This is a genomic window from Streptomyces sp. NBC_01520, assembly GCF_045040375.1.
In the GTDB taxonomy this organism is placed as follows: Bacteria; Actinomycetota; Actinomycetes; order Streptomycetales; family Streptomycetaceae; genus Streptomyces.
Genome location: NZ_CP109404.1, coordinates 7797411 through 7818290, shown reverse-complemented (window position 1 = coordinate 7818290; position 20880 = coordinate 7797411). Strand labels below are relative to the sequence as shown.

Sequence of the window (20880 nt, the reverse complement as noted above, 5' to 3'; positions counted from 1 at the left end):
ACTTCCGGGGCTTGGGCGGCCGGCCCTTACGTAGCGAAGTACGTAGTTCCACCGACGCCCTGGGCGGCGGATCCTGCGAGCATCGGCTTCCGTACCGCAGCAACGGCCACGTACGCGCCGCTGCGGGTATTCGGATGGTTCACCTGTCGAACAAGAGGTGCTCTCGTGTCACACCGCGTCCGCGTTTCCCACATCCTCGGAGTGGTCCTGGCGTTGTCCCTGGCCGCCTGCGGATCCACGGCGGACAAGGACCCGGACCCGGCCGTCCCGGGCTCGACGTCCGCCGGAAGTGCGGCCGGCGGGGATGCGGCCGACGAGGGCGCTTCGGGGGACTGCCCCGACAAGCACGCGGCGACCGTGGACGACGACAAGTTCGGGGGGACCGCGGACATCGACCTGTGCGCGCGTCCCGAAGTGCACCCGACAGCCGTCAGCGCGGCCTGGGCCGACGTCTACGACCGCCCCGCCGGTGCACACCTCAACATCATGCCGGTCTCCTGCACGGGCGAGTCCGAGGACAGCTGCAAGGTGGTGGAGGGCGCCGCCGACACGGATCTGTGCAACCAGGCAAAGCCCAATTGCCACCCGCAGCGTGGCGAAGAGATACCCGTGCTGTGTTCTGTCGTGGACAAGCTGAATTCCGACAGGCTGTACTACGGCGTGCTCCTGGAGAGCAAGCGCCTGCTGGCCATGGGGACGGACCACGACCGCAGTTACACCAAGGACTTCACCGACAAGGGAGACATCCCCGTCGGCTATGTGGAGGCCGAGCATGTCCAGAAGGCGCCGAGCGGACTGCCCGTCTGCGACGGCGGCCTGCTGCACGGTTCGGGAGCACGCCTGCTCGGGCAGTTGCAGGGTCTGCCCATCCGATGACCGCCCGCCCCATCCACCGTGCCCCATCCGGAGCACGGTGGATGCGGGTGCGCAGTCGCTCCCCTACGGGGCGGGAGTTGCTACGCGTAGATGTAGAGCGCCCACCGCACGCCCTTGAGGACGCACGCGTGCTCGCCCACGTGCTGTTCCCCGGCCGCGTAGCACTCCTCGCTGGTGTCGTAGTAGCCGATGAGGACGGGCCCGGCGGAGGCCGCTGCCACCGGGGCGGCGACGGCGGGGACGGTGGCGCCGGCGAGCAGCGCCGCTCCCAGCGCGAAAGCGGTGGCCCAGGTCCTGGTGCGCATGGTATGGGGTCCTCTCAGTAGTCCGGGGCGGCCGGGGCGGCCCGTGCCGCATGACCGAAACGCGACAGGCGCTTCCCCGCGCGTCCCGGAAGTATGGCCGATATCCGACGGTACGAGCCTTCTGAGCCGGAACGTCCACGACCTCCGGAACCCGTCCGCGCCCTCCGGAACCGTCCGCCGTCGATGGGTGTCGGGTGCCCGGCGAGGGACACCACCCCTCCCGGCGCCCGCTCAGCGCACGCCGTTCTCCGCGGCGCGGCCGAGCAGTTGGGCCACCAGGGGCGGCTGTGCCCCCATGGCCAGGAAGGCCACCGTGCGGTAACCGCGCCGCACGACCTCGAACCGGTGGAAGGACATGAACAGCGACTGGCCTGACAGCGTGTTCAGTGCCGCCACCTGTTCCCACGCCACGGCCCGAGGCCGCCCGACGATGTCGGTGAGCACCAGGCCGCCCGGGTAGAGATAGCACCTGCGCAGCCCCCACCTGGCCGACAAGCGCCCCCATGCCCACCTGAGACCGACCATGACGATCACCACGGAAGTGGCCACCACCCCCTTGACGAACGCCCCCGAGGGCCTGTCGACGGCCAGCGCCACGATCAACGCCAGGCTCAGCCCGATGATCAGGCGCCGTGCGACCTGGGCGAGTGCGCCTGCCACTCCCGCGACGGGGTAGTCGCCGTACGCCTCGCCGAATCCGACTCCGAACCTGTTCGTTCCTGCCCTCATACCGGATCTTCCCCCTCGCTCGTCATCGCGGTCTCCTTGTCGGTGCACACGGCCGCGCGGCTCACTGCCGCGTCCGCGCGACGAGTTCGGCGAGCAGCCGGGTCCGGGGGACCATCTGCGTGATGTCGACGTACTCGGAGTCCGCGTGCGCGCCTCCGCCCACAGCCCCCAGTCCGTCGAGCGTCGGACAGCCCACCGCCGCCGTGTAGTTGGCGTCGGAGGCACCGCCCACGGCCGCCCCCCGCAGTGGTGGCCGCCCCTGTTCGGCGGTGATCCGGGACGCGAGGGCGAACAGGGCGGCGGAGGACTCCGGTCCCATGGGCGGCCGTCGGCTCCCGCCCAGCACCTCCAGCCGGGTTCCGGGCGTCCTGGCGGTCAGCCCGCGTAGCGCTGTGTCGATCCGGTCCTGCGCCACCGTTGTGGGTGACCTGACATCGAGCGACAGCCGCGCCAGAGCGGGAACGGTGTTGCGCGCGCTTCCGGCCGTCAGCAGGGTGGGGGTGACGGTCGCGGGTCCCAGCTCACCATCCACGCCGGAGGTCGCGGACGCCGCCCCGAGGCCGGTTGCGGACAGCACCTGGTGCGCCACCTCGACGAGGGCGTTGACCCCCTTCTCCGGTTCCTGACCCGCGTGCGCGGCCCGGCCGTGCACCAGCACCTCGTACCGCGAGGTGCCTTTGCGCGCGGTCTTGAGCGCTCCCCGCTCATCGGCGGACGCCTCCAGTACGAAGGTGGCCGCGCACCCCCGTGCGGACTCCTCGATCAGTTGCCGGGAGGTGACGGACCCGACCTCCTCGTCCCCGTTGACCAGCACGCAGATCCCTTCGGGGGACGGCAGGGAGGCCAGCGCGTGGAACATCTGCACCAGGCCCGCCTTCATGTCGAGGACTCCGGGACCGCGCGCCTTCCCGTCCGCCACCGACCAGGGGTGGCTCCGGAGCGATCCCATGGGCCACACGGTGTCGTGATGCCCCATCAGCAGGACCCGCGGGGTTCCGAAGGACCAGCGCAGGTGGGTCACGCCCTCGATCACGATCAGCTCCGGCGCGACCCCCAGCGCCCTCTCTCCCAGGGCGCCGACCACCAGGGCGCTGCGCGCCACCGCCGGCAGGCTGGCCGAGAAGGACTCGCAGCTCACGAGCCTCTCCAGATCTGCCAGCATCACCGGAAGTGCGATGTCCGCCTCGCCGGTCACCACGCCGGCCCCGTCTCCACTACCCGTCGTAAGAACACACGTCCCCCTCGCATCTCATGGGCCATCGGTGGAGCGGCGGATCCCGTCGCGTCCGGGTCGTCGCCGCGTGAATGACGCTAGGACAGGGCCTGGCATTCCACCAGCGACGGAATCGCATGGAAGTCATGCACTGGAGGAATGTCATGGTGGAGTATGGCCGGGCCGACGAGGGCAACGGACAGGATGGGGAACGGTGTTCGAGAACGAGGACCTGCGGCTGCTCGTGACCGTGGCGGAGTGCGGTTCGTTCACGCAGGCGGCGGCCAGGCTCAACTACACGCAGTCCGCGGTCTCCCGGCGGATCGGCTCCCTGGAACAGCAGGCGGGCGGCGCCCTGTTCGACCGGCTCCCCCGGGGCGTACGCCTCAATCCCGCCGGCCGTACGCTCCACCGGCACGCCCTGGACGTGCTGGAGAGGATGGCGCGCGCGGAGCGGGAACTGGCCGTGCTGCACGCGGGGCTGGGCGGGCTGCTGCACGTGGGGGCGTTCGCGACCGCCAACATGTCTCTGATGCCCACCGCCCTGCGGGCGCTCCGGGACGCCAGGCCGGAGGTGGAGGTCGTCGCGGCCGAAGGTCCCACCGGTGCGCTGATGGAACGGCTCGCGGACGGGGCGCTGGACCTCGCCGTCGTCAGTGACTACCCGTCCGGTCTGCCTCAGGCCGAGGGGGTCACGACGACGGAGCTGTGCGAGGACGAGTTGTGTGTCGCCCTCCCGAGAGGGCACAGGCTGGCCGGCGTCGGCCGCTTCGACCTGTGTGAACTGCGCGACGAGGCCTGGCTCCAGAGCGCGTACGGCGACCGCCCGACGCTGCTCGCCGACGCCTGTGCCCGGGCGGGCTTCAGCCCCAGGAAGATCGTCAGGATCGCGGAGTGGGCGGGCAAGTTCGGCTACGTGGCCGCGGGGCTGGGGGTCGCGCTCGTTCCCTCGCTGGCCGCGCGGGCGGTCCCCGAGACGCTCACCCTGTGCCGCCTCACCGACCCGGAGCTGCGCCGCACCCTGCATGTGGCCCTGCCCGCCACTCCGCTTCCGGCCGCCCTGGAACTACGGGGCCTTCTGCGTGAGGCCGTCCGCGAACGATGAGACCGGCGACGCGTCCGCGCGGTCCGCCGGTCATGTAACGGGCAGCCGGACGTGGCGGGACGGGCCAGGTGGAGCCGCTCCCCTGCCGGTCGGTGAGACTTCCGCCGGTGCTCGCCCACCATGAGCTGCTCAGGGGCCGCTGCCCCCGACCGACGCCGACCTGGAGGAGATCGTGGACGTGCTGTTCCGCCCTCCGGTCGCGTGGCCCCTGTGGGGCCGCACCCGTGAGGTCCGGCTCGGCAGCCGACCAGGTCGCCGATGGGGAGGACGGGCTGTGGAGCAGCGGCGAGAGTGCCGGCGGCGATCGCGGGCCGCGTCGAAAGGATGTAGGTCATGGTCCCGTCCTTGCCTTCCGACTGCCCGGGAGGGCAGGCGTTCTCGTCCCCGCACAGCGGCTGGGAGCAACCCACGGGCCGACCGCCACTCTCACATCATCATGTTCAAACGAACGCATCCATGTTAGAAATGAGTCATGGGTGTCGCCAATCGTCTGGACCTGACCCTGCGCTTGGTGCAGGGCTCCGACCGGGTTTCCGTGTCGGAGCTCTCCCATCGCCTGGGGGTCTCCGAGATGACCGTGCGCAGGGACCTGGACGCGCTCGAGCGTCAGGGGCTGGTGCGCAGGGTGCATGGCGGCGCTGTCGCCACGCGGTCCCGCCAGGAGGACGCGGGCTTCTCGGCGCGCGAGCCCTGGCAGGCCGCGACGAAGGACCGGCTCGGTGCGGCGGTGGCCGAGATGGTGGAGCCGGGATCGCGCGTCCTGCTGGATGCGGGCACGACAACCGTGCACGTCGCGGAGCACCTTGCCGAACGGGCCCCTCTGACGGTGGCGGTCCTCAGCCTGCAGGCTGCGGTGCGCCTGGCGGACCGGCCGGGGATCGACCTCCTGGTCGTCGGCGGCCGGTCCCGTCCCGGCGAGCGGTCCCTGGTCGGCCCACTGGCCCTGCGTACGCTCGAATCCCTGGCGTTCGACTGCTTCGTCCTGTCCATCGGCGGTGTGCATGCCGAGCACGGGTGGACGGAGTTCTCGCTGGACGACGCCGCCGTCAAGCAGGCCGCCCTGGCAGGAGCCGCCCGGACGATCGCCGTCGCGGACGCGACCAAGCTCGGGGTACGGGCGTTCAGCCAGGTCGCCCCCCTGGATGCGGTGGACGACTTCGTCACCGACGCGGCCGCCGAGGATCCCGCCACCCATCCCAACGGCCCCCTGACCCTGACAGCCCTGCGCGATGCGGGCGTCCACACCGTCCTGGCCTGAGCCGGGACCACCGCGAGGAGCGCATGTCATGACCGCTGTCCCCCACTCCCTGATGATTCTGGTCGCCGGTCCGTACCGCTCGGGTACCGGCGACGATCCGGCCGCGATCGAGGCCAACGTGCGGGCGATGGACCGGGCCGCGCTGACGCTCTTCCGCGCCGGTCATCTGGCGGTGACCGGTGAGGCCCTGGCCCTCCCGCTGGTGCAGGCCGCAGGCAGCAGCGGTCCGGGCGACGCCGTCTTCGACGAGATCTTCCACCCCGTGGCAGAGCGCCTTCTGGTGCGCTGCGACGCGGTACTGCGCATAGGGGGCCCGTCGGAGGGCGCAGACCGGATGGTCGCGGTGGCCGGGGCCCATGGCCTGGACGTCTACACCGGCATCGACGACGTCCCGGCCGCCCGGTGACGGCCGGCCTGGACACCCCGGACCGGCGCGGCCGTACCGGCCTGGACCTGCACGGCCGGGACCTGACCGGCAACCCGCGGGTGCGCGTGCAGGACGTCGAGGTGCTGTCCTGCGACTGGTACGTCCTGCGCAGGACGACCTTCGACTACCGGCACAGCGACGGGCACTGGAGCAGGGAACAGCGCGAGACCTACGACCGGGGCGACGGCGCGACGGTCCTGCTCTACAACCCCGAACGCCGCACCGTGCTGCTGACCCGTCAGTTCCGGCTGCCCGCCTACGTCAACGGGCACCACGACGGGATGCTGGTCGAGACCGCCGCGGGACTCCTGGACGGCGAGGCCCCGGAGGAGGCGATCCGCAGGGAGGCCGCCGAGGAGACCGGTCACGCCATCGGCACCCCCGAGCCGGTCTTCGAGGTCTACATGAGCCCGGGGTCCGTCACCGAACGCCTGCACTTCTTCGCCGCCCCGTACGATCCGGTGGCCCCTGAGGCGGACGGGTACGGGATCGCCGCCGAGGGCGAGGACATCACGACCCTGGAACTCCCCTTCGACGAGGCGCTCGCCATGGTCCGCAGCGGAGAGATCGCCGACGCCAAGACCATCATGCTGCTCCAGTGGGCGGCCCTGGACGGACCGTACCGGCATCCCGGAGCGGGCCGTTGACCGGCAGGTCCCGTCGGGCCGACGACCGGTGACGCGATACGGAGCCGGACCGGCCCTAATCCGGTGGCCCTGCCGGGCGAACTCCGCCTAGGCTCCGACCGTGATCGAAGACGCCGGGATCGAAGACGCCGGGATCGTGGGCGACGAGCATGACGCCGAGGCTGACAGGGAGGTTTCCTGGCGTGCCAGGTCCGTCGGTCTCGCCGCCGTCGACATCGACGACGCCGAACTCCTGCACGCCTGGCGGTCCGACCCGGTGGTCACCTATGAGGTCGGCATCTGGCCGCGCTCCCTCACCGCGATGCGCGAGCGCATCGAGCGCGACGGCGACAACGACGACCGCGACGACTTTCTCGTCCTGCTGCCGGACGGCACCCCGGTCGGTCACATTGCTCTGAGTGACCAGAACATCGTCAACGGCACGGCTCAGATCGAGCTGATGCTGGCGCCGGAGGCCCGCGGGCTCGGCCACGGCACCGCCGCCGTGGACGCCCTGGTCGATCTGGCGTTCGGTGAACTCCCCCTGCACCGCCTCACGGCAGAGACCCATACCGACAACGCCCCTGCCCTCGCGGTTCTCGCCAAGGCCGGCTTCGTGCACGAAGGGGTCAGTCGTTCCGCCTGCCTCCATCGAGGCCGCCGCCTCGACCTCGCCGTGCTCTCACTGCTCCGCCCCGAGTGGGAGGCCCTGGACCGCCCCCGCGCCTGGGATGCCTGACCGGAGCCTCGTCCCCCTCCTGGGGAACTGGCAGGAGAGGTTGAGGATGCCGAGGAGGCCTACACCTGGTCGTGCCCGGAGTTCAGCAACGACTGCCACGTCCGGGACGTGCTGGCGAGAACGGTGCCGCCGCTGTCCACGGCAGCGGTCCGGCCGCAGCTCGACGCCCTGGACGAGCGCTTCCGGCAGGCGACCATCCCCTGGCCCGGCCACGAGGAAGGCGGCGGGCCGTGGTGGCACCGTCGGGTGCCGCGGACCTTGGTGCCCGATGTCGGGGAGCCCGTTTCGGACGAGTGGCCGCTGGGCTGGGACATGATGCCCTTCCCCAAGCCTCCGACGGTCCGCGTCGAGTGGCCCGACGGTTCCTGACGTGGACGGGGGCGCCGGGAGGCCCGGTTGCGGTTCGGTGTTCCCGGCCCCTTCCGCGACGGCGGCACCGACGGCCGCGCGACCGGTCGGCTCAGCGGAAGGCGGCGACGTTCTCCGACGCCCATGTACGGAACGTCCGGGCCCGGGTGCCGGTCACTTCGGTGACGGTGTCGCGCACGGAGAGCAGTTCGTCGTTGACGTCGCCGCCGGTCAGGTCGAGCACCGCGTCCGCGGCTTCGTCACCCAGGAAGGCGGCCATATTCCGGTGGGCCTCCTGTCGGCCGATCTCCGCGAACGGCACGTCCCGCCCCAGAGCCGCCGCGATGGCCCCGATCTGCTGCCGGGCGGTGATCCGTTCCGGCCCGGTCAGTGGGTAGGTTCGCCCCCGGTGGCCGGACTCGGTCAGCGTCACCCGGGCCACCGACGCGATGTCCGCCGGATGGATCGTGGGGAGACCCGAGTCCGCGTAGGGGGCTCGAACCGTTTCGCACGCTCGGATCGTGTCCGCCCACCACAGGGCGTTCGAGGCGAACTGTGTAGGCCGCAGGACCGTCCACGCCATCCCGCTGTCCTTGAGCAGCCGCTCGACGGCCAGGTTCTCGCCGGCCGGTCCGAGGTGCGGATGGGTCTGGACGGTGATGGACGACACGAGCACCACGTGTTCCACTCCCGCGCACCGGGCAGCTTCGAGGATCTCCGCGTCCGCCCCCACGCGCGACACCAGGAACAGCGAACGCGCGCCCTCCAGCGCGGGTTTCAGCGTGGCCGGCCGGGCGAGGTCGCCGTCCACCACTTCGACGCCTTCGGGCCATGCGGCCCGTGCGGCGTCACGGGTGAGCGCCCGCACCGGCTGGGCGCCGTACGTCCGGAGCTCTCGCACGAGGGCACGTCCGATGTTCCCGGTGGCACCGGTCACGAAGATCATGAGGTTTCTCCTGTCAGCGGTCGATGAGCGACGCGACAGGACAGTAGGACCTCGACCGAACTTCAGGTCAATGACTGCTCGTTGTCCTCATCGGTACGGAATTCCGCGACCCACTGCGACGTGGCCCTGAGCCCGCCGAAGGTGTAGAAGTGCAGCTTCAGGACGCCGTGGCGGTGTACGTCGTAGCCGGCGGCGAGGGCGCGGATGAAACGGTCGGGGCCTGCGGTGCCCATCAGATTGGTGATCGAGAATCCGTACTTCCTCGCGACGGACGCGCTCGCGCCGACGCCGAAGCGTGCGGCGTACGTCATCAGCCGTCTGATGCCCGCAGGACCAGGGACCCCGATGCGCACCGGTGTGTCGATGCCCCGCTTCCGTACGGCCTCGGCCCAGGTGAGGACCGGGGCCGCGTCGAAGCCGAACTGGGTGATGACGTCACCCGTCAGTCCGTGCCGGGCCAGGGCGGCGGACTTGTCCTCGATCGCCGACCAGAGCACCGGTTCGGCGATGGCGGGATGACCCTCGGGGTAGCCGCTGATGCCGACGTGCCGCACGCCGTGTTCCTGGAGGAGTCCGGACCGGATGAGCGCGAGGGCGTCGTCGTAAGGGCCGTGCGGCGTGACGGGGTCGCCGCCGACGACGAAGACGTCACCCGCCGTGCCGTCGGAGCTGAGGGCGGCGAGCAGTTCCTCCAGCTCCGAACGCGAGCGCAGTCGGCGCGCGGATATGTGCGGTACGGGGGTGAACCCGCTCTGCTGGACGGCGCGGGCGGCGGCCAGCCGCATGTCCGGGTCCTCGTTTCCGAGGAAGGTGACGTTGATCCGGGTGCCGGCCGGAATGTACATGCGGGCTTCTTCGAGCCTGGGGACGTCCTTGGCCGTCATCTCCAGGGAGAAATCCTCCAGCAGACGGGTGACGGCCGAGGCAGAGGCCGTGGAGAGGCTGTCCATGGTGCTCCTTGTTCGCGTGGTTCTCCCTGAGCACAGGGTGCCGGTGGGGCGCGACCAGTGTCGAGGCGGGGTCGCCTCCCCTTCCGACGTCGGCATCCGGGGCGAACGCCTCGATCGGGACGCGTCAGACCCGGGTCACTCCTCGTCATCGCCCTCGTCGTCGTCCGGCTCGGGCAGTTGTGCCCCCGGTATGCCCAGGGCGACGGAGAGCAGCGCGGAAAGCTCACTCGCGAACAGGGCCGACCCGGTGAGTGCCTTCCGGATCAGCTCCTCGTCGCCCTTCAGCCCGGCGGCCGTCGACCATGCCAGCGCGCCCGTCACGGCGGGCTCGACCGGAAACTGCTCCAGCGGTATCCCGTAGCTCTCCGCCATCGTGCGGTTGAGGAGGCCTTCCCATGTCCCACCGCCCGGTGTGACGGCCTCGACGAACCCGATGTCGCTGTCCAGGAAGGTCACCATGACCGCCGGGGCACCGGTCCTCCGCACAAGGTCGCCGAGGCTCCGCGGCCGGGCCTCTGCGAAGTCGGACACCTGCCAGCCGTCCGCCAAGGCCTCCGCCTCGTCCACGTCGTCGAAACCGACCGCGTCCATGAGGCCGCGCAGCCCGGTTGCGGACCGGGACGTCAATGAACCGCCTGAATCTCCCATGCCCACAAGCTGACGGGCACCTCTGACAGACCCTCCTCAGCAGCTCCGATGCGGCCGGTGACGAGCATGTGGGCCGTCGGCCGTCCGTGCCGGACCCTGCCGGGGTACGTGCCAACAGGGTCTGGGTCGTACCCGTACCCGTACCCGTACCCGTACCCGTACCCGTACCCGTACCCGCCTTCAGGATGAACCGCATGTCCCTTCTCCCTCCCTCCTCCCTCCTTCGCTTCCCGACGAAACCCACGAGTGCCGTCCCGGCCGCCCGCCACGCGCTCGCCGACCTCGATCCGACGCCCTTCGCGTTCACCCGGCGGTGCTGGGTCGCCGCGGCGCCGGACTCCGTCTACCGCCTCATCAGCGACGTGTCCCTGACCGGGACATGGAGCCCCAGTGCGAGCGGCGTCCGTTACGCGCCGGAGGACGGCCCGTGGGCCGGCGCCCGGTTCAGCGGCCGGAACCAGCGGGACGGGCGCGCATGGGTCACTCAATCCGAGGTGGTGCGGACCGATCCGGGTGTCGCGTTCGTCTTCGTGGTCGGCGGGGCCGGGGACGGCATCGTGCGGTGGGACTGGCACTTCCACGGACAGGGCCGGGGCCGGGGCAGCGTGGTCCAGCAGTCCTGGCAGCTGTTGCGCACCGATCCGGTCCTGGGTGACACCCGCGAGGACGTCGAGGCGTTGCGCGACCACACGGCCGAAAGCGCGGAGTCCACGCTGCTCGCCCTGGCGGAGCGGGCCGCCGGCCACCGTGCGGACTGATCTCCCCCGGCACGGGCGGCGCCATGGAGACCGGCCACGGAACCGGTTCCGGCACCTTCGGGACAACGTTCGCAACACCTTACTGAAACACTCTGCAAATTCTTGCCGAGATCGTCACCGGCTGCTTAACTCACCTGCAATCAAAGGTGGTTGCCAGCCCTCCTCGGATGTCCGCGCGAGGGCCGGACACCATCCCCCTCGGGTGCGAGAGGAACAGCGATGAGCAGCGAATACGACGTCCTCGTCCTAGGAGGGTCGGGCGTCGACACGATCGTGTACGTCCCCGAGCTCCCGCTCCCGTACGCGGACAGCTACATGATCCGGCCGGGCATCGAGACCCGGGCCGGGCAGACCGGCGACTTCGTGGCGCTGGGCCTGAGCTCGCTGGGGCTGCGCACGCATCACCTCGACATGATCGGGGACGACCCGTCCGGCGATCTCATCCGGGCCTTCCACCGCGACCGGGGCATCGGCTTCACCGAAGTACCCCTGCCCGGCGGGACGAAGCGGGCCGTCAATCTCGTCGGCCCGGACGGGCGGCGGCTCTCCCTCTACGACGACAGCCGCTCCCAGGAGTCCGACCGCCTCCCCGAGGAGCTGGTCCGCTCCCTGGCCTCAGCGAGTCGCCATGCGCACGTCTCCATCACGTACCCGTGCGCCTTCACCCTCCCCCAGCTGCGTGAAGCGGGCCTCAGCATCTCGACCGACCTCCACAACTGGGACGGCGAGAACCCGTATCACGAGCCGTTCGCCTACGGCGCGGACATCGTCTTCGTGTCCACCGCCGCGCTGGTCGACAAGGAGAAGACCATGCACCGGATCCTGGAGCGGGGGCGGGCCGAGGCCGTGATCGCCACCGCGGGGGCCGAGGGCGCGTATCTGCTGACCGCCGACGGGCTGGTCCACGTCCCGGTGGTCGAGCCGCGCAAGCCGGTGGTCGACTCCAACGGGGCGGGCGACGCCTTCGCCTCCGGCTTCCTCTTCGGCCGGCTGACGGGCGAGGACCTGGTCCGGAGCGCCCTCTACGGCTCGGTGGCCGGCGCCTACGCCTGCACCGTCCCGGCCACCGGGAGCGACGCCATCGACCGCGCCGGGCTCCTCGCGGAGATCGCGGAGCTGACGGGGGAACCGGTGTCCGCGGGCGGCGGAGCCGAGGGCGGACGATGACGTCCGCACCGTCCACGGCCTCCTTCGACGTCGTCGTCCTGGGCGGAGGTGTCGCCGGCTGTGTGCTGGCGTCCCGGCTCAGCGAGGACGCCGGGCTCTCCGTCTGCCTCGTCGAGGCGGGCCCCGACTACGGCCCGCGGCCCGACGACTGGCCCCAAAAGGTACTGAACGCCCGCGCGCTCCCACGTGACGACGTGTGGGAGAGGCACGCTCCCGTGCACCGGATCCGTGGCCGTGTCCTCGGCGGTTCGTCCTGCGTCAACGGCTGCTGGAACACCTGGGGTTCGGCTGCGGACCACGACGAGTGGTCCCGGGCGGGCGGTCCCCGCTGGACCGCCGCCGCCATGGAGCCGTACCGCGAAAGGGCGGTGCGCCGGATGGGGCTGCGTCAGGTGCCGGACGGCGAGCTGTCGGCGTGGAGTCGCGCGGCTCTGGACGCCGCACGCGAACTCGGTTACGGGGAAGTCGACATGGCGCGCCCCGGCGCCCCCGGATACGGCTCCCCGCTGATCAACGCCGTGGACGGCCGGCGCTGGAACGCCGCCTTCGCCTACCTCGACGCCGAGACCCGGCGCCGTCCCAACCTCTCCGTCCTGGACCAGGTCACCGCCGACCGGCTGATCGTCCGCGGGGGACGGGTGGACGGCGTCGTCGTCCATGGCAGTGGCGGTGGCGGACGGCACACGGTCAGCGGTGGTCTGTACGTGGTGGCCTGCGGCACCTTCGGGTCGCCCGAGCTGCTGATGCGCAGCGGGATCGGCCCCGCCGGCCATCTGCGCGAGTCCGGGATCACCCCCGCCGTGGACCTCCCCGGTGTGGGTGCCAACCTCATCGATCAGCCTGGCGTCTTCCTGCCCCTGGTACCGACGCCGGAGCTGAACGCGGCCCTGGCGGCGAAGGACGAGCGGGGTGAGCTCTATGTCAGCCGCGTGCTCGTCCGGACGGCCAGCGGCCGCTGTCCGGAAGGTTCGTGGGACGTGCACGTCCTTCCCTCCGCGGGTGCGCCGCTCTTCGGGTCGCTGCCGTCCGGACAGTACGAGGCCGGGGTGTCGGCCTTCCTCATGAAGCCGGTCTCCCGCGGCGTCGTGCGGCTGCGGTCGGCCGATCACACCGCGCCCCTCCACATCGATCCGGGATTCCTGTCGGACGCCGACGGCCATGATGTGGCCGTACTGCGTTCGGGGCTGGAGACCGCCCGCGAGCTGGCCGGGTCGACGGCGTTCAAGGGTCTCGCCGCGCTTCCCCCGGGGACACCCGCGCACGAGCTGCCCGAGGCCGATCTCGGTGCCCGTCTGGGCACGTACTGGCATCCCGTCGGGACGTGCGCGATGGGGCCGGAGAGCGATCCCGCGGCGGTGGTGGACGGTGAGGGCCGTGTGCGCGGCGTGCCCAACCTGCGGGTGGCGGACGCCTCCGTACTGCCGACGGTGCCGGCGGCCAACACCCAACTCCCGGTCCTGGCCCTCGCCGAGATGCTGGCGGAAGCCATCACCACGGCGCCGGCCTCATGACCGGCGTCGTCCACGGCGCCGGTCCCGTGACGGGCCCCGCCCCCGAGGAAGGACGAGCATGACGGAAAGCGCGCACGTCACCGGCGGCCGAGTGCTGTACGGGTGCATGGGGCTCGGCGGGGGCTGGGACACCACCCCCTACGGACCGCAGGACATCGCCCAGGCGGAGGCCGTGGTCGAAACGGCCCTGGACGCGGGGATCACCTCGTTCGACCACGCGGACATCTACCGGTACGGCAAGTCGGAGGCCGTCTTCGGCGAGGTGCTGTCCCGGGCGTCGGGTCTGCGCGACCGGATCACACTGCAGACCAAGTGCGGTATCCGCCTCCCCGAGGGTGACAGGCCGGGTCTGTACGACCTGCGTGGGCCGACCATCGTCCGCCGCGTGGAGGAGAGTCTCGCGCGGCTGCGCACCGATGTCCTCGACGTGCTGCTGCTGCACCGGCCCGATCCGCTCGCCGACCCCGCAGAGATCGCCGGTGCCCTCGCTACCCTGCACCGTCAGGGGCTGGTCCGCCGGTTCGGGGTGTCGAACATGAGCGCGACCCAAATCGCACATCTCCAGTCCTACCTCGACGTGCCTCTGACCGTCGATCAGCTGGAGATGAGTCTGCACCGCCGCGACTGGGTCGAGGAGGGCGTGCTCGTGAACACGCCGGCGGCGGCAGGGGTCGGCTTCCCCGCGGGGACGACGGAGTACTGCGTGGCGCAGGGCATCGAGCTCCAGGCCTGGGGGGCGCTCGCCGGAGGCCGCTTCGCCGACCCGGAGGCGACACCGGCCGGCCGGCTCGTGAGCCGGCTGGCGGAACGCGCGGGCACCACCCCGGAGACCGTCCTGCTGTGGTGGCTCCAGAAGCATCCCGCCGGAATCGTCCCGGTGATCGGAACCACGCGCCCCGAACGCATCCGGGCCTGCCGCGACGCGGTGACGCGGGCACCCGGGCTCAGCCACGAGGAGTGGTACGAGCTGTGGACCGCCGCGCGGGGAACCCCCCTGCCGTGACGGCGTTCCCGGTACGCTCCGGTGCCCCCTCGAACCGCGGTTCGAGGGGGCACCGGAGCGTGAGGAGCTCCTTCTCACCCCGTCCGGGCGGACGTGGCCGCGTGGTCGTCCTCGTACCACCGCACCGTGTCGGCGAGGCCCTGGCCGAAGTCGGTGCGGGGCCGGTATCCGAGTTCCCGTCGGATCCGGGTGTCGTCGACGGCGTACCGCAGGTCGTGTCCCTTGCGGTCCGTCACATGGGTGACGCGTTCGGCTCCCGCTCCGCACAACGCCAGTACGTGGTGGGTCAGCCGGAGGTTGGTGAGCTCCGTTCCGCCCCCGATGTTGTACACCCGGCCGGCGCGGCCGCCGGTCCGGACGAGCTCGATCGCGTACACGTGGTCGTCGACGTGGAGCCAGTCGCGGATCTGGGAGCCGTCGCCGTACAGCGGTACGTCGTCCCCGGCCAGCAGGGCCGTCACGAAGCGCGGGATCAGTTTCTCGGGGTGCTGGCGGGGGCCGAAGTTGTTGGAGCACCGGGTGACCCGCACGTCCAGCCCGTGGGTCCGGTGGTAGGACAGGCCCATGAGGTCGGCGGCCGCCTTGGAGGCCGCGTACGGCGAGGTGGGCCGCAGTTGGTCCTCCTCCGTCGCGGCGCCCGTGGGGATCGAGCCGTAGACCTCGTCGGTGGAGATCTGGACGAACGTGGTCACCTCGTGCCGCAGGGCGGCGTCGAGCAGGATCTGGGTGCCCAGCACGTTCGTGCGCACGAAGGGGGAGCCGTCCTCGATGGAACGGTCGACGTGCGACTCGGCCGCGAAGTGCACGATCTCGTGGTGCCCGCGCACCACTTGGCCGACCATGCGCGGGTCGTCGACGCTGCCGCGTACGAAGCGGAACCGCGGATCATCGCGCAGCGGTTCCAGATGGGTGAGGTTGCCCGCGTAGGTGAGCGTGTCCAGCACGGTCACGGACACGTCCGGCGGCCCTTCGGGGCCGAGCATGTGCAGGACGTACGCCGAGCCGATGAATCCGGCGCCGCCGGTGACGAGTATGCGTCGCGTCATGGGTTGAGGTACACCTTGCTGTGGTCGCCGAGTAAGAGTCGGTGGGCGTAGGGGAATCGGGGTGCCGACACGACGGCGCCGCGGCCGATGAAGGACCCCTCGATGCGGCCGGCGCGCTCCACGTCCGCCCCGTCCAGCAGGACCGAGGCCTCGATGGAGCTGTCGCGCACGCGGCAGCCCGCGCCGATCGACGTGTACGGGCCGATGACGGCGTTGCTGATGACGCTGCCGGGGCCGATGATCACGGGCCCGACGATCCGTGATCCGCGGACGACCGCGCCTTCGCCGAGGCTGACCCGTCCGACGACCGTGCTGTCCTGGTCGATCTTGCCGTCGATGCGCCCGGTCAGCCCGTCCAGGACATGGCGGTTCATCTCCAGCATGTCGTCGACACTTCCGGTGTCACGCCAGACGGAGGCCGTGTTCTCGGCCCGCACGTCGTGTCCGTGGTCGATCAGCCACTGGATGGCGTCCGTGATCTCCAGTTCACCGCGGGGTGACGGCCGGATCGCCCGCACCGCCTCGTGCAGTGTCGGGGTGAATGCGTACACGCCGATGAGCGCCAGGTCTCCCCGCGGGCACGGGGGTTTCTCCTCGACGCGGGTGACGAGGCCGGCGTCGTTCACTTCGGCCACGCCGAAGGCGCTGGGGTCGGGGACGGGGGTGAGGAGCAGGCGTGCCGCGGCGGGCTGCGCGGCGGCGCGGGTGACGAAGCCGTCGACACCGTCCTGGAGGTAGTTGTCCCCGAGGTACACGAGGAAGTCGTCGTCGGCGAGGAAGTCGCGTGCCACGGCCACCGCGTGGGCGAGGCCGAGCGGCCGCACCTGGCGTATGTAGGTGAGGTGGAGCCCGAAGGACGCGCCGTCGCCGGCCTCCCGGCGGATGTCGTGCTCGTGGTCGCCCACGACGAGGCCCACCTCGTGGATGCCGGCTGCCGCGATGGCTTCGAGTCCGTAGAACAGCACCGGTTTGTTGGCGATCGGGAGGAGTTGCTTGGTCCCGGAGTGGGTGAACGGGCGCAGCCGGCTGCCGGTTCCTCCGGCCAGGACCAGGGCTTTCACATCGTCTGCCGTCGGTCGAGCGCGGTCAGGGGGTGTCTGTGCACAGTCCCTCCTCGTGATCGACGCATATGTCTGCGGTCGTAGCGCCGACTCAAGCAGAGCCGCGCAATACATAGCAAGACGATTCTGAACGTTTCTGCAATCCCTTGCTTGAGCCTGGTCGGAGTGCTTCACTCGGACGTCGGATCGGTCAACTGGCCGGATATCCGCTCCAGTTCGTCCACTCCAGGGAGCGCACCGGTGACAGGTCACCAGCAGCAACAGCTGGCCAGGGAGGCACGGCACCTGGCACCCGGCGCCTCGGAGGAAGCGGCGCTCGGCGCACGCGTCTTCACCGAAGGCCGCGGCGCGTTCCTCACTGACCTGGACGGCAACCAGTACCTGGACTTCGCCGCGGGCACGCTCACCCAGTCCCTCGGCCACGGCCATCCCGAGGTCGTGGCCGCGCTGACGCGCCAGGCGAACCTGCTGTGGAACGTGCACGACAGCTCCACACCCGAACGGGCCGAGTTCTTAGAACTGTTAGCCCGTCTGCTGCCCGAACACCTCACCACCTACGCGTTGTTCTCGACGGGTGCGGAGGTCGTGGAGGCCGCGCTCCGCGTCGTCCAGGCGACCGCCGAACCGGGCCGCAACCGCGTCGGCGCCCTCCGCCACGGCTTCCACGGCAAGACCATGGGCGCCCGCATGCTGGTCCACTGGGACATCGGCAACCAGGCCTTCGCCGGCAACAGCGTCCTCGGTTACTCGCCGTACTGCTACCGCTGCCCGTTGGAGCTGGAGTACCCCTCCTGCGACGTCCGCTGCGCCACCCTGGTCACCCGGCACATCGCGGAGAAGCCGAACGTCTCCGCCCTCGTCTTCGAGCCCGTCCTCGGTGCGGCGGGGGTCATCGTGCCACCGCCCGGATACTGGGAGCGGGTGTCGGAGGCCTGCCGGGACAACGGGGTGCTCCTCGTCGCCGACGAGGTGCTGACCGGTGGCGGGCGCACCGGTTCGTTCCTGGCCTCCGATCTGTTCGGCATCGAGCCCGATCTCGTCGCGATGTCCAAGGGCATGGCCAACGGGTTCCCCTTCGCCGTGCTGGCGGGCCGGGACGAGCTGCTCCGTTCGCCCGCCGCCTCCCCCGCCGGGGCGTACGCGTCCACCTATGCCGGGAATCCCCTGGGGATCGCCGCGGCACGGGCCACGCTCGAAGTGGTCGAGCGCGACCGTCTGATCGAGCGGGTACGCACCCTCGGCGAGCGGCTGAGCGAGCAACTCGCCGCACTGCACGCCCGGTTCGACGTGCTCGGGCAGGTCCGGGGGGTGGGGCTGCTGCACGGACTGGAGTTCGTCCGGGACCGCGCCTCGCGCACACCCGCTCCCGACATCGCCCAGGCGGTGTACACCGCCGCTCTCGACCTGGGACTCCGCACCTCGGTCGGCGGTCACATCATCCGGCTGGCGCCCCCGTTCACGATGGAAGAGGCGCACCTGGACGAGGGTGTGCGCCTGCTCGGACGCGCCATCGAGCAGGCGACCGAGTGATCGTCGCCGAGAATCTCACCAAGGACTTCCGGCTGGTCGAGCGGCGGCCGGGGCTCCTCGGCAGCCTGTCCACCCTGTTCACGCGCGACTACCGCACCGTGCACGCCGTGGACGGCATCTCGTTCCACATCCGCGCGGGCTCCAAGACGGCGTACATCGGCGCCAACGGGGCCGGCAAGTCGACCACGATCAAGATGCTCACCGGCATCATGACCCCCACCTCCGGCCGGTGCCTGGTGAACGGCATCGAACCGTACCGGCAACGCCGGCTCAACGCCCTGTCCATCGGTGTGGTGTTCGGCCAGCGGAGCCAGCTGTGGTGGGACCTCTCCGTGCCGGACTCCTTCGAGATCCTGCGCAGGATCTACGAGATCCCGGACGCGGTCTACCGGCGCAATCTGGCCCTCTACCGCGATCTCCTCGACATCGACGCCCTGGGGACGACGCCCGTACGCCAGCTGAGCCTCGGCCAGCGGATGCGTGCGGAGATCGCGGCCAGCCTGCTGCACGATCCGAAGGTGGTCTTCTGGGACGAGCCCACCATCGGCCTGGACATGGTCCTGAAGGAAGCCGTCCGCACCCTGATCAACCGGGCCAGCGCGGAGCTCGGCACGACCGTGATGCTCACCAGCCACGATCTGTCGGACATTGCCGCCATCTGCGACGACGCCCTGGTCGTGGACGGCGGCCGGGTCGTGTACGAGGGGACGCTCCACGAGCTCCTGCGGCGGGCGGACCGCCGCTCGGTCGTCTTCGACCACCGCGGCGGCCCGGCCGTGGAGGCCACCGCGCTCCGCATCGAGGCGGGTCTGCCGGGGGCGACGGTCGACGCCACACCGGACGGCCGCATCCGCGTCGACTACCCGGCGGACGCGTTCAGTTCGCGGCACGTGCTCGCCTTCCTCCTGGACCACTTCGACGTGGTCGACTGCTACGCCCCCGAACCCGATCTGGAGACCGTGATCCGCCAGACGTACCGGAGCGGCGCCGTCCCGGCCGCCCCGGACGGCGGTGCCGCGTGAGACTCCCGCTCCGCACCGGAAACTATCTGCCCTTCGCCACCAGCGGGCTGCAGTCCCTGCTCCAGTACCGCTCCTCGTTCCTGATCACCGGGGTAGCCGCCGCGGCGGGTGCGGCGGTGACGGTGTTCCTGTGGCGGGCGGTGTACGCGGGCTCCTCCGGCCCCGGTCCCGGCGGCTTCACCACCGAGAGCATCACCACCTATCTGGTGGTCGCCCAGGTCCTGGGCGTGGTGCACGCCAACCGCGTCGACGAGGAGGTCTCGGCGGAGGTCTACCGCGGTGACATCGCGGTCATGCTCGTGCGTCCCGTGAGCTATCCGCTGGTCCGCTTCGCCTCCTGTCTCCCCGTCATCGGTGCCAACGCGGTGCTGGTCGGCGTGCCCCTGCTGGTTCTCTTCGCCGCGTCAGTGCCCCTGGTGACCCCCACGCCGGTGGACGCGGTGCTGTTCCTCGGCTCCACGGTGCTCTCGGCCGTCATCGCCTACTGCGTGAACCTCCTGACGGGCATGGCCGGATTCCTCACCACGAACACCTGGGGGGTGCGCATGGTCAAGCAGAGCGTCGTCGCGTTCTTCGCGGGACAGATGGTGCCCCTGGCCCTGATGCCAGGACCCCTGCACACCCTGGCCATGGTGCTGCCCTTCCGGGCCATGGTGGACGGCCCGCTCACCCTTCTCCTGGGCCGGTACGAGGGGGTGGGCGGCGCCGCCGCCGTCCTCGGGCACCAGCTCGGCTGGTCGGTGGGGCTGGTCCTGCTGTGCGCCGCGCTGTGGCGGTCGGCGGCCTCCCGGCTGGAGGTGCTCGGCGGATGACCCGGACCGCGCGGAGATATCTGCGGCTCTCCTTCTTCCTCGGCGGTGTCGGTCTGCACCGGCTCGCCTCGTACCGGCTCGACTTCGTCCTGGGTTCGGGGGCCTTCCTGATCCGGGTGGGGCTCCAGACCGTCGCGGTGACCCTCGTCTTCACCCATGTCCCCGTCGTCGCCGGCTGGTCCTACCACGAGGTGCTCTTCCTGCTGGGCTGCTCGCTGCTGCCGCGCGGCATCGACCACCTCTTCACCGACCAGCTGTGGGAGCTCTCCCGCAAGCTGGTGCAGCGGGGAGAGTTCTACCGCCATCTCATCCGCCCGGTGGACCCCCTCTTCTCACTCCTGTCGGAACGGTTCTTCCACCCCGACGGGCTGGGCGAGGTGGCCGTCGGCATCGTCCTGGTCCTGTGGGCCGGATCGGAACTGGGTCTCGGCCCCACTCCGCTGCAGTGGGCACTCGTCCCCCTGATGATCCTGTGCGGCGCCCTCATCCACACGGCGATCAAGCTGTTCTTCGCCTCGCTGTCCTTCTGGACCATGACGAGCATGCCTGCGATGCAGACGGTCACCCAGGTCTCCGAGTTCGCCGGCTATCCGCTCGACCTGTACCACCCGTCGCTGCGCGCGCTGCTCACCTGGGTCCTGCCGTTCGCCTTCACGTCCTACGCGCCCGCCGTCTATCTGCTCGACGGCGACACGGGCCTGATCCGGTGGCTTCCCGTGGTGACCGGCCTGGCCGTGATCGCCGCACTGGCCCTCTGGCGGCGCGGCCTTTCCAGATACGAGATGACCGGGAGTTGACGA

23 protein-coding genes are annotated in these 20880 nt (G+C 70.9%); 15 read left to right on the top strand and 8 right to left on the bottom strand.

Features of this window, described 5'->3' with window-relative positions; genetic code table 11:
• Window positions 1–165: 165 nt before the first annotated feature.
• Complete coding sequence (locus OG524_RS35085; protein ID WP_405386116.1) at window positions 166–876, top strand: hypothetical protein; 711 nt, start codon at window positions 166–168, stop codon at window positions 874–876.
• A gap of 80 nt (window positions 877–956) precedes the next feature.
• Here the strand turns inward: OG524_RS35085 and OG524_RS35080 are convergent, their stop codons facing one another.
• The 3 genes from OG524_RS35080 to OG524_RS35070 all read right to left on the bottom strand — a co-directional run bounded on the left by OG524_RS35080 (window position 957) and on the right by OG524_RS35070 (window position 3072).
• On the bottom strand, window positions 957–1181 hold the full coding sequence (locus tag OG524_RS35080; protein WP_405386118.1) for a hypothetical protein: 225 nt from the start codon (window positions 1179–1181) through the stop codon (window positions 957–959).
• Window positions 1182–1412: 231 nt separating this feature from the next.
• Window positions 1413–1910 (bottom strand): hypothetical protein, encoded by a 498-nt coding sequence (locus tag OG524_RS35075; protein WP_405812367.1) that lies wholly within the window; start codon window positions 1908–1910, stop codon window positions 1413–1415.
• Between the two features lie 61 nt (window positions 1911–1971).
• The gene (locus OG524_RS35070) at window positions 1972–3072 is read right to left on the bottom strand and encodes a M20 family metallopeptidase (RefSeq protein ID WP_405812537.1); all 1101 of its coding nucleotides are present in this window, start codon (window positions 3070–3072) and stop codon (window positions 1972–1974) included.
• 265 nt (window positions 3073–3337) lie between these two features.
• On the opposite strand from OG524_RS35070, the gene OG524_RS35065 reads away from it, so the two are divergent.
• The 6 genes from OG524_RS35065 to OG524_RS35040 all read left to right on the top strand — a co-directional run bounded on the left by OG524_RS35065 (window position 3338) and on the right by OG524_RS35040 (window position 7647).
• Window positions 3338–4228 carry a LysR family transcriptional regulator gene (locus tag OG524_RS35065; protein ID WP_405812366.1) on the top strand — a complete coding sequence of 297 codons (891 nt, stop codon included), beginning with the start codon at window positions 3338–3340 and terminating at the stop codon, window positions 4226–4228.
• A 472-nt stretch (window positions 4229–4700) separates the two neighbouring features.
• Window positions 4701–5486, top strand: a complete 786-nt coding sequence (locus OG524_RS35060) for a DeoR/GlpR family DNA-binding transcription regulator (RefSeq protein ID WP_405386124.1) — start codon at window positions 4701–4703, stop codon at window positions 5484–5486.
• 28 nt (window positions 5487–5514) lie between these two features.
• Window positions 5515–5892, top strand: a complete 378-nt coding sequence (locus tag OG524_RS35055) for a DUF4406 domain-containing protein (RefSeq protein WP_405386125.1) — start codon at window positions 5515–5517, stop codon at window positions 5890–5892.
• Window positions 5889–6560 carry an NUDIX domain-containing protein gene (locus tag OG524_RS35050; protein WP_405386127.1) on the top strand — a complete coding sequence of 224 codons (672 nt, stop codon included), beginning with the start codon at window positions 5889–5891 and terminating at the stop codon, window positions 6558–6560. The genes OG524_RS35055 and OG524_RS35050 overlap by 4 nt, the downstream gene beginning before the upstream one ends.
• 100 nt (window positions 6561–6660) lie before the next feature.
• Window positions 6661–7278 carry a GNAT family N-acetyltransferase gene (locus OG524_RS35045; protein WP_405386129.1) on the top strand — a complete coding sequence of 206 codons (618 nt, stop codon included), beginning with the start codon at window positions 6661–6663 and terminating at the stop codon, window positions 7276–7278.
• A gap of 108 nt (window positions 7279–7386) precedes the next feature.
• Window positions 7387–7647, top strand: a complete 261-nt coding sequence (locus OG524_RS35040; RefSeq protein ID WP_405386130.1) for a hypothetical protein — start codon at window positions 7387–7389, stop codon at window positions 7645–7647.
• A gap of 91 nt (window positions 7648–7738) precedes the next feature.
• On the opposite strand, the gene OG524_RS35035 is transcribed toward OG524_RS35040, so the two are convergent.
• The 3 genes from OG524_RS35035 to OG524_RS35025 form a co-directional block, all read right to left on the bottom strand.
• Window positions 7739–8572, bottom strand: a complete 834-nt coding sequence (locus OG524_RS35035; protein ID WP_405386132.1) for an NAD(P)H-binding protein — start codon at window positions 8570–8572, stop codon at window positions 7739–7741.
• A gap of 62 nt (window positions 8573–8634) precedes the next feature.
• Window positions 8635–9522, bottom strand: a complete 888-nt coding sequence (locus OG524_RS35030) for a methylenetetrahydrofolate reductase (protein ID WP_405386134.1) — start codon at window positions 9520–9522, stop codon at window positions 8635–8637.
• A gap of 135 nt (window positions 9523–9657) precedes the next feature.
• Entirely contained in the window at window positions 9658–10170 is a 513-nt protein-coding gene (locus OG524_RS35025) for a hypothetical protein (protein ID WP_405812365.1), read from the bottom strand.
• Window positions 10171–10364: 194 nt separating this feature from the next.
• Here OG524_RS35025 and OG524_RS35020 point away from each other — a divergent pair, with 194 nt between their 5' ends.
• The 4 genes from OG524_RS35020 to OG524_RS35005 all read left to right on the top strand — a co-directional run bounded on the left by OG524_RS35020 (window position 10365) and on the right by OG524_RS35005 (window position 14609).
• Window positions 10365–10928, top strand: a complete 564-nt coding sequence (locus OG524_RS35020) for an SRPBCC family protein (RefSeq protein WP_405812364.1) — start codon at window positions 10365–10367, stop codon at window positions 10926–10928.
• 219 nt (window positions 10929–11147) lie between these two features.
• Window positions 11148–12095, top strand: coding sequence for an adenosine kinase (locus tag OG524_RS35015; protein WP_405812363.1), 948 nt, complete (start codon window positions 11148–11150; stop codon window positions 12093–12095).
• Complete coding sequence (locus tag OG524_RS35010) at window positions 12092–13606, top strand: GMC family oxidoreductase (protein WP_405386141.1); 1515 nt, start codon at window positions 12092–12094, stop codon at window positions 13604–13606. The genes OG524_RS35015 and OG524_RS35010 overlap by 4 nt, the downstream gene beginning before the upstream one ends.
• Before the next feature lie 58 nt (window positions 13607–13664).
• Window positions 13665–14609 carry an aldo/keto reductase family oxidoreductase gene (locus OG524_RS35005; RefSeq protein ID WP_405812362.1) on the top strand — a complete coding sequence of 315 codons (945 nt, stop codon included), beginning with the start codon at window positions 13665–13667 and terminating at the stop codon, window positions 14607–14609.
• 74 nt (window positions 14610–14683) lie between these two features.
• Here the strand turns inward: OG524_RS35005 and rfbB are convergent, their stop codons facing one another.
• Together rfbB and OG524_RS34995 are read right to left on the bottom strand one after the other, a co-directional pair.
• Window positions 14684–15655, bottom strand: a complete 972-nt coding sequence (gene rfbB / locus OG524_RS35000; RefSeq protein WP_405386144.1) for a dTDP-glucose 4,6-dehydratase — start codon at window positions 15653–15655, stop codon at window positions 14684–14686.
• The gene (locus OG524_RS34995; protein WP_405386146.1) at window positions 15652–16716 is read right to left on the bottom strand and encodes a glucose-1-phosphate thymidylyltransferase; all 1065 of its coding nucleotides are present in this window, start codon (window positions 16714–16716) and stop codon (window positions 15652–15654) included. Before OG524_RS34995 ends, rfbB begins: the two co-directional genes overlap by 4 nt.
• Before the next feature lie 240 nt (window positions 16717–16956).
• Between OG524_RS34995 and OG524_RS34990 the strand changes: the two genes are divergently transcribed.
• From OG524_RS34990 to OG524_RS34975, 4 genes are read left to right on the top strand one after another with little or no spacing between them, the layout of a single operon-like run.
• Window positions 16957–18246: an aspartate aminotransferase family protein gene (locus OG524_RS34990; RefSeq protein ID WP_405386147.1), complete on the top strand. Its 1290-nt coding sequence runs from the start codon at window positions 16957–16959 to the stop codon at window positions 18244–18246.
• On the top strand, window positions 18243–19268 hold the full coding sequence (locus OG524_RS34985; protein WP_405386149.1) for an ATP-binding cassette domain-containing protein: 1026 nt from the start codon (window positions 18243–18245) through the stop codon (window positions 19266–19268). The genes OG524_RS34990 and OG524_RS34985 overlap by 4 nt, the downstream gene beginning before the upstream one ends.
• Window positions 19265–20080 carry an ABC transporter permease gene (locus OG524_RS34980; protein WP_405386151.1) on the top strand — a complete coding sequence of 272 codons (816 nt, stop codon included), beginning with the start codon at window positions 19265–19267 and terminating at the stop codon, window positions 20078–20080. The genes OG524_RS34985 and OG524_RS34980 overlap by 4 nt, the downstream gene beginning before the upstream one ends.
• A complete protein-coding gene (locus tag OG524_RS34975) occupies window positions 20077–20877 on the top strand; it encodes an ABC transporter permease (protein ID WP_405386153.1) in 801 nt (266 codons plus the stop codon). The genes OG524_RS34980 and OG524_RS34975 overlap by 4 nt, the downstream gene beginning before the upstream one ends.
• Window positions 20878–20880: the final 3 nt, after the last annotated feature.

What these genes read in the sequence shown, in the direction of transcription:
- OG524_RS34975 (WP_405386153.1), top strand. Translation starts at nt 20,077, where the DNA reads ATGACCCGGACCGCGCGGAGATATCTGCGGCTCTCCTTCTTCCTCGGC.
- OG524_RS35030 (WP_405386134.1), bottom strand. Translation starts at nt 9,522, where the DNA reads ATGGACAGCCTCTCCACGGCCTCTGCCTCGGCCGTCACCCGTCTGCTG.
- OG524_RS35020 (WP_405812364.1), top strand. Translation starts at nt 10,365, where the DNA reads ATGTCCCTTCTCCCTCCCTCCTCCCTCCTTCGCTTCCCGACGAAACCC.
- rfbB (WP_405386144.1), bottom strand. Translation starts at nt 15,655, where the DNA reads ATGACGCGACGCATACTCGTCACCGGCGGCGCCGGATTCATCGGCTCG.
- OG524_RS35010 (WP_405386141.1), top strand. Translation starts at nt 12,092, where the DNA reads ATGACGTCCGCACCGTCCACGGCCTCCTTCGACGTCGTCGTCCTGGGC.
- OG524_RS35055 (WP_405386125.1), top strand. Translation starts at nt 5,515, where the DNA reads ATGACCGCTGTCCCCCACTCCCTGATGATTCTGGTCGCCGGTCCGTAC.
- OG524_RS35025 (WP_405812365.1), bottom strand. Translation starts at nt 10,170, where the DNA reads ATGGGAGATTCAGGCGGTTCATTGACGTCCCGGTCCGCAACCGGGCTG.
- OG524_RS35035 (WP_405386132.1), bottom strand. Translation starts at nt 8,572, where the DNA reads ATGATCTTCGTGACCGGTGCCACCGGGAACATCGGACGTGCCCTCGTG.
- OG524_RS35070 (WP_405812537.1), bottom strand. Translation starts at nt 3,072, where the DNA reads ATGCTGGCAGATCTGGAGAGGCTCGTGAGCTGCGAGTCCTTCTCGGCC.
- OG524_RS35080 (WP_405386118.1), bottom strand. Translation starts at nt 1,181, where the DNA reads ATGCGCACCAGGACCTGGGCCACCGCTTTCGCGCTGGGAGCGGCGCTG.
- OG524_RS35060 (WP_405386124.1), top strand. Translation starts at nt 4,701, where the DNA reads ATGGGTGTCGCCAATCGTCTGGACCTGACCCTGCGCTTGGTGCAGGGC.
- OG524_RS35075 (WP_405812367.1), bottom strand. Translation starts at nt 1,910, where the DNA reads ATGAGGGCAGGAACGAACAGGTTCGGAGTCGGATTCGGCGAGGCGTAC.
- OG524_RS35005 (WP_405812362.1), top strand. Translation starts at nt 13,665, where the DNA reads ATGACGGAAAGCGCGCACGTCACCGGCGGCCGAGTGCTGTACGGGTGC.
- OG524_RS35015 (WP_405812363.1), top strand. Translation starts at nt 11,148, where the DNA reads ATGAGCAGCGAATACGACGTCCTCGTCCTAGGAGGGTCGGGCGTCGAC.